A 4,933-nucleotide genomic window follows, 5' to 3' on the forward strand; every position below is an offset into this window, starting at 1 on the left:
ACGGGTCACGCAGACGCTGTGGCGCAGGCTGTGCCCGAGCAGACCCCGAAAGGCCGAGCCGCTGTAGCTTGGCAGACGGATCGGATCGAGCGCCTCGAGCTGAAAGCGGACCCGCTCCAGGCGTAGGTTCGGCAGAGGGCCGGTCAAGGGCAGGGTAGCGGGACGGAGCGGCACAACAGCGGCGGACATGGCGACCTCCTGGCAACAGGGAGCGTGGGACAGGACAGGTGGTATACGCCAACCCCGCGCACAGACCATAAGCCTGCAAGGTTGCCAAGTCAGCAAGCAGGCGTCCAGGACGGCAGGCTGAGGGCTCCTTCAACGATGCGGTGGCCATGGGCGTGGGGCTGGTCTTGTTCTGGCCGGCACTGTTTTTCCTTGCTGGCGATGACCAAAAGGAAGAACTCTCCCGACTCAAAGGTGAGTACGAGGCGCTGCAGCAGGCGGCGATTCGCCAGGACTGCGCGTTGACGATGTAGACGCGCAGCGTAGGTTAACGCGCCGCGGCTGAGCATGGCGCTGCGGCGCCCATCACAGGAGTACACCCTCATGACAGCAACGACAAACCAGCTTTGGCATTTGAGCCATCAAATGCTCGGCCGCACGGGCCTTGCGCTCGTGCTGCTGAGCGCACCGCTCACCGCAACGGCAGAGGATGAGGATCAGCAGCCGATCCCGAAGGTGGGCAATTGCCCTGTGGGTTATCGCACCAGTGGCCATTACTGCATTCCGCTGGACAACACCGACAAGGAGGTGGTCATCAAGCTGGAGTCTTGTCCAGTGGGCTACCGCACCAGCGGGAATTACTGCATCAAGTTGGATTAGCTGCTGGTTGGACGGTCATCGACAGGCTCACTGCGCCGACCTCTGAACAATCGGTCTTTGCAGGCTGGTCAGCGGCGGTCATCCGCCCTGGGTTGACGGAGGATCAGCCGTCGTCGGCTTGAAAGCAGCGCTGAGGGCTCTGGATGTGATCAGCGCGAGCAGGACGGCGAGTACCAGCGCCATGATCGAACTCATCAACACCAGCAGCTTAAAGCGCTGAGCGGTCTCCTGCAGTGAGAGGTCTGCCGGGAGGTAATGGCTGCCAGAGCCAGACTGCGCCAAGGCCCCTGGATCGGCCTCGAACTGGCCCAAGCGCTGCTCGATCGTCTCGATCCCTGTGTAGGCGACTCCGATCGGGACAAGCAAGATGATCACGACCAGCCCGAAGGCGATCAACAGACGCTGCTGCACGGTCAGACTTTGCATGGGCTGGCAATCGGAAGAGAGACCATGCCACTCAGAGTAGCCAGCCCGGCATGCGGGGTCAACGCGCGGGAAGGCGGCAGCCTCGCGCGCCTTCCGCACCGGGTTTTTGCACAGTCTCGTTCGGGATTGCGCACAGGATTGTCGGAAAACCACACCGCAGAGTCGCGCAAGGCTTTGTGAGGAGGAGGTTGCTGAAGGAGCGCGAACCTGGCCGAGATGCGCGAGCAGGTGACCGTGGTGCAGCGGGATCAGGCGGGAGAGGCGGAGCAAGTGGCGCGGGAGCGGTTGGAGGCTTTGTAGACAAGTATCCAGCTGGAGAGCTGAAGAAGGAGGTTATCGATGCTGAGGCACCAGATCGATCACAGGCCGGCGCTGGTATCACAACCCGCGAACCAGCATGGCTCCCTGGACCCTCGAGGCCGCACGGGCTGATGGATCGTCTTTATTGCCGGGCATGATCCCCGATGTCTGGTGGACACGTGCTGCAAGAGAGTCCGCCATGTCACCGTCTTCCGAAACCCCGACCGGCTCATCCATCGAGCGTCTGCGCGCTTGGCTGCGCTCGGACATCACCCTGACCCTGCCCGGCTGGGCCGTGGCACTGGGCGGCGTGCTGCTGCTCACCCTGCTGCTGATCGCACTGGATTAAGGATCGTGCCCATGAACGCCGTCCGTGTCGCCCTCTGCATCAGCCTGTTGCTGCCAGGTCTGGCGCAGGCCGACCCGACGACCGCCGTGCGGGATCTGCGCCCCGGCCTAGTCGCCACAGTCGCAGGGCGGGTCGAGCGCATCACCGAGGAGGACGAATTCCGACTGGCAGACGAGACCGGATCGATCCTGGTCTACATCGGACCCAACCGTCTGCCGGTGCGCACCGGTGATCGCGTTCGCGTCTCCGGCCAGGTCGATGACGACGACAGGCCGCTCGAGTTCTATGCCACCGAGATCCTCTTTGAGGACGGTCGGAGTGTGCCGCTACCGAACCCCGACTGAGCGCGATCCGGATCATCTCAACGCTCGACTCTGGCTGCGGATCGCCGTCGAGCATCAGGCGATGCTGGATCTGGAGACAGGGGACTGGTTGCCAGAGACGCGTTCTTGACCAAGACCGGCTTCAATCCCGCCGCGCCGTCACCCACAGAAACCGCTCGCCGCCGATCTCACGCAGGGTCACGTGTTCCGGGCACAGGTCGACGGCCTGCAGCTGTTCGCGCAGCGCCTGCGGTGTCGTGTGGCTGTAGTACAGGCGCTGCCCCATGAAGGACTTCCAGCCATCGAAGTGCTCGGCCCCGGTGTATTCGGCCGTGGCGTAGGTGAACAACAGCCGCCCGCCCGGTCGCAGCCAGTCGTGAATGCGGGCGAACAGCGTCGGATGCTCGTCGCAGGGAACATGGAACAGACTGTAGATGGCGGTCACCGCATCGAACTGACCGGCCGCGAATGCGACCTCGCGCATGTCTGCCAGGATCGTCTGCATGGCCGGCACCTCGCGCGCCGCCAGCGCGAGCATCGCGGCGCAGAAGTCGACGCCGGTCACCGCCCAGCCGCGCTCGATGAAGGCCTTGGCCACTGGCTCGCCAGCCCCGCAGCCCAGATCCAGCAAGGCACCGCTCTGCGCGGGCAGCAATGCAAAGACATCATTCAGCACCGGCTGCATGTCAAACCGCCCACGGTTGGCCTCATAACCAGCGGCGAGGGCGTCATAGGCCTGTTGAAGCGCGTGGTTAGTGGACATGGGCATCTGGTAGGCCGCGTTCGATGCCCACCACCTCCGTCCAGGAAACGTTCGTCGTCGGGTCTGATTCAACAAGGGAATCATTGACGAAGCGGACGTCTTGCGTGCGATCGATAGCGCATCCCGTGAGTAGACACAGCACAAGGACGAAGGTGCATACGCGGCCATCCAGTCGCGGCTTAGCCAGGCGCTGTTCGGTGTCGGACAGCAGGCGCCAGGCTGCCGCGAGCGCTGTTTGCAGGTGAAGCGGTTGAAGACCCATAGCCCTCGCTCTCGGTGTTGCGGCCTCAGCCGCTGTTCAGTAAACGCTACCCGGCACGGTGATCGGCTCCAGAAAGGCAGCCAGCGCCTGCTGATAGTGGGGCTGCGAGTGCAGAAAGCCTTCGTTATGACCACCCTGCAGTTCAAAGAAGCGCTTCGGCCCATGGAGCCGCCTGATAGAGCCGGCGCCCCAGTCGGGCCGGCACGATCTTATCATCGGGACTGTGCAGGATCAGCACTGGAGCTTGCACGGAGCCGATGTGCTCGACGGCCGGAAACGTCACTCGTAGCGGGATCAGGCGCGCGAGCAGCGGATAATGCACCGCCGCAAGGCTCTGCATCCGATCGAAGCTGGATTCGACGATCAAGGCCGCCGGGGAGGTCCGAGCCGCCAGCCAGGTCGCTACCGCACCGCCAAGCGAGCGCCCGAAAATGACGATCTCTTCGGGTGGGATGCCGCGCACCTGCGTCAACCAGTCCCAAGCGGCCGTGGCATCCCGGTACAGTCCTGGCTCAGAGGGCGAGCCCTGGCTGCGACCATAACCCCGGTAGTCGATGATCAACACCTCGAACCCAAGGTCGGTGAAGATCCTGATCGAATCGCCTCGGTGGGAGATGTTGCCGGCGTTGCCATGGAAGAACAGCAGGGTGCGCGGTGGCGTGGCACGCGGTTTGGGCGCGCTCACCAACCAGCCATGCAGCTCGACCGCATCCTCGGTGACCAGCTGGACCTCCTCGTAGTCGAGCCCCCAATCCGTCGGCGTCGCTTGCAACCGATCGTAGGGAAAGAAGATCAGCCTGGGCTGCAGCCACCAGAGCAGAAGCCCAAACAGGAGCAGGCCGAGCAGGGCTGTGAACAGCAGTGAGGTGAGCTTGGCGAACATCAGGTCATTGGATCACAGGCGAGCAGCGGCAGGGGCCTTCATGCTCAGTCCCCGTCCACGGCCTTGCGGACAATGCGCGCGTCCAGCGCCGATAGATACTGCTCCTCTTTCGCATGGCTGCGGCCTCAGGCACCGCGCCTTGCCGTGACCCTGGTGATGAAATCCGCAACCGCATCGGCATAGGCGGGGGTGTTGGCCAACTCATGACCGCCCTGCGCAAGGACATGCAGCGCGCTCCCCGAGGCCAACGCCTGCGTTTCCTGCGCATCGACGACCTCATCATCCGCCGCGACCAGGATCAGCCCCGGCACCGATGCATCCACCGGCTCCTCCTCATAGGCCCGATAGGCGAGGGCATCCTCCAAGGTCCAGTCGAAGTTCGCATCAACATCAAAGCGCTGCAAGCGGCCCTGATAGCGCGCCAGTGTTGCCGATGGACGCAAGGCCGGATTCAAGCCAATCCAGGGGTAGCCGTGCCGCGCGCCCAGGTAACGCGCCCAGAATCCACCCAGGCTGCTGCCGACCAACAGGTCGAACGTTGGCGACTTGCTCAGCGCCGCCTCGGCTGCACGCAGATAGTCCTCGGGCCGATAGCCGCCCTGGGTTGCCAGACAACGGACCTCATGGCCGAGCGCCCGCAGCAGATCGACCTTGGGGCTGTTGGGCTTCGGCCCACTGGCAAAGCCGTGCAGATAGAGGATCAGGGCCATGGTCAGACTCCGGTTGCGATGGAAAGCAGCGGTGATGGTGACTTGGCGGACGCTAGAATGGCCTCGTTGGCGCGTTCTACAGCATCACCGTC

At 63.8% G+C, this 4,933-nt stretch carries 9 protein-coding genes and 1 pseudogene; 4 read left to right on the forward strand and 6 right to left on the reverse strand.

The features are described from left to right. Nucleotides 1-189, reverse strand: a pseudogene (locus tag VBE63_RS24640) (hypothetical protein); the annotation flags it as partial. 146 nt (nt 190-335) lie between these two features. Between VBE63_RS24640 and VBE63_RS24645 the strand changes: the two are divergent. Next, entirely contained in the window at nt 336-479 is a 144-nt protein-coding gene (locus VBE63_RS24645; RefSeq protein WP_323685658.1) for a hypothetical protein, read from the forward strand. 70 nt (nt 480-549) lie between these two features. After that, on the forward strand, nt 550-825 hold the full coding sequence (locus VBE63_RS24650) for a hypothetical protein (RefSeq protein WP_323685659.1): 276 nt from the start codon (nt 550-552) through the stop codon (nt 823-825). A gap of 78 nt (nt 826-903) precedes the next feature. Here VBE63_RS24650 and VBE63_RS24655 read toward each other — a convergent pair whose 3' ends face one another. Then, nucleotides 904-1,251 carry a hypothetical protein gene (locus VBE63_RS24655; RefSeq protein WP_323685660.1) on the reverse strand — a complete coding sequence of 116 codons (348 nt, stop codon included), beginning with the start codon at nt 1,249-1,251 and terminating at the stop codon, nt 904-906. Nucleotides 1,252-1,750: 499 nt separating this feature from the next. Here VBE63_RS24655 and VBE63_RS24660 point away from each other — a divergent pair, with 499 nt between their 5' ends. Next, nucleotides 1,751-1,900 (forward strand): hypothetical protein, encoded by a 150-nt coding sequence (locus VBE63_RS24660; RefSeq protein ID WP_323685661.1) that lies wholly within the window; start codon nt 1,751-1,753, stop codon nt 1,898-1,900. An 11-nt stretch (nt 1,901-1,911) separates the two neighbouring features. Beyond that, complete coding sequence (locus VBE63_RS24665) at nt 1,912-2,244, forward strand: OB-fold nucleic acid binding domain-containing protein (RefSeq protein ID WP_323685662.1); 333 nt, start codon at nt 1,912-1,914, stop codon at nt 2,242-2,244. A 121-nt stretch (nt 2,245-2,365) separates the two neighbouring features. On the opposite strand, the gene VBE63_RS24670 is transcribed toward VBE63_RS24665, so the two are convergent. The 4 genes from VBE63_RS24670 to VBE63_RS24685 form a co-directional block, all read right to left on the reverse strand. Then, the gene (locus VBE63_RS24670; protein ID WP_323685663.1) at nt 2,366-2,986 is read right to left on the reverse strand and encodes a class I SAM-dependent methyltransferase; all 621 of its coding nucleotides are present in this window, start codon (nt 2,984-2,986) and stop codon (nt 2,366-2,368) included. Beyond that, the gene (locus VBE63_RS24675; RefSeq protein ID WP_323685664.1) at nt 2,976-3,248 is read right to left on the reverse strand and encodes a hypothetical protein; all 273 of its coding nucleotides are present in this window, start codon (nt 3,246-3,248) and stop codon (nt 2,976-2,978) included. Before VBE63_RS24675 ends, VBE63_RS24670 begins: the two co-directional genes overlap by 11 nt. Nucleotides 3,249-3,390: 142 nt before the next feature. Next, entirely contained in the window at nt 3,391-4,131 is a 741-nt protein-coding gene (locus VBE63_RS24680; RefSeq protein ID WP_323685665.1) for an alpha/beta hydrolase, read from the reverse strand. Nucleotides 4,132-4,256: 125 nt separating this feature from the next. Continuing rightward, nucleotides 4,257-4,841 (reverse strand): YqiA/YcfP family alpha/beta fold hydrolase, encoded by a 585-nt coding sequence (locus VBE63_RS24685; RefSeq protein ID WP_323685666.1) that lies wholly within the window; start codon nt 4,839-4,841, stop codon nt 4,257-4,259. Between the last annotated feature and the right edge of the window lie 92 nt (nt 4,842-4,933).

Origin of the sequence: Lamprobacter sp. (genome assembly GCF_034860625.1) — a bacterium.
Classification (GTDB): domain Bacteria; phylum Pseudomonadota; class Gammaproteobacteria; order Chromatiales; family Chromatiaceae; genus Lamprobacter.

Bases quoted from the DNA above. Each gene is read 5' to 3' on its own strand.
- VBE63_RS24645 (WP_323685658.1), top strand. From the start codon at position 336: ATGGGCGTGGGGCTGGTCTTGTTCTGGCCGGCACTGTTTTTCCTTGCT.
- VBE63_RS24650 (WP_323685659.1), top strand. From the start codon at position 550: ATGACAGCAACGACAAACCAGCTTTGGCATTTGAGCCATCAAATGCTC.
- VBE63_RS24655 (WP_323685660.1), bottom strand. From the start codon at position 1,251: ATGCAAAGTCTGACCGTGCAGCAGCGTCTGTTGATCGCCTTCGGGCTG.
- VBE63_RS24660 (WP_323685661.1), top strand. From the start codon at position 1,751: ATGTCACCGTCTTCCGAAACCCCGACCGGCTCATCCATCGAGCGTCTG.
- VBE63_RS24665 (WP_323685662.1), top strand. From the start codon at position 1,912: ATGAACGCCGTCCGTGTCGCCCTCTGCATCAGCCTGTTGCTGCCAGGT.
- VBE63_RS24670 (WP_323685663.1), bottom strand. From the start codon at position 2,986: ATGTCCACTAACCACGCGCTTCAACAGGCCTATGACGCCCTCGCCGCT.
- VBE63_RS24675 (WP_323685664.1), bottom strand. From the start codon at position 3,248: ATGGGTCTTCAACCGCTTCACCTGCAAACAGCGCTCGCGGCAGCCTGG.
- VBE63_RS24680 (WP_323685665.1), bottom strand. From the start codon at position 4,131: ATGTTCGCCAAGCTCACCTCACTGCTGTTCACAGCCCTGCTCGGCCTG.
- VBE63_RS24685 (WP_323685666.1), bottom strand. From the start codon at position 4,841: ATGGCCCTGATCCTCTATCTGCACGGCTTTGCCAGTGGGCCGAAGCCC.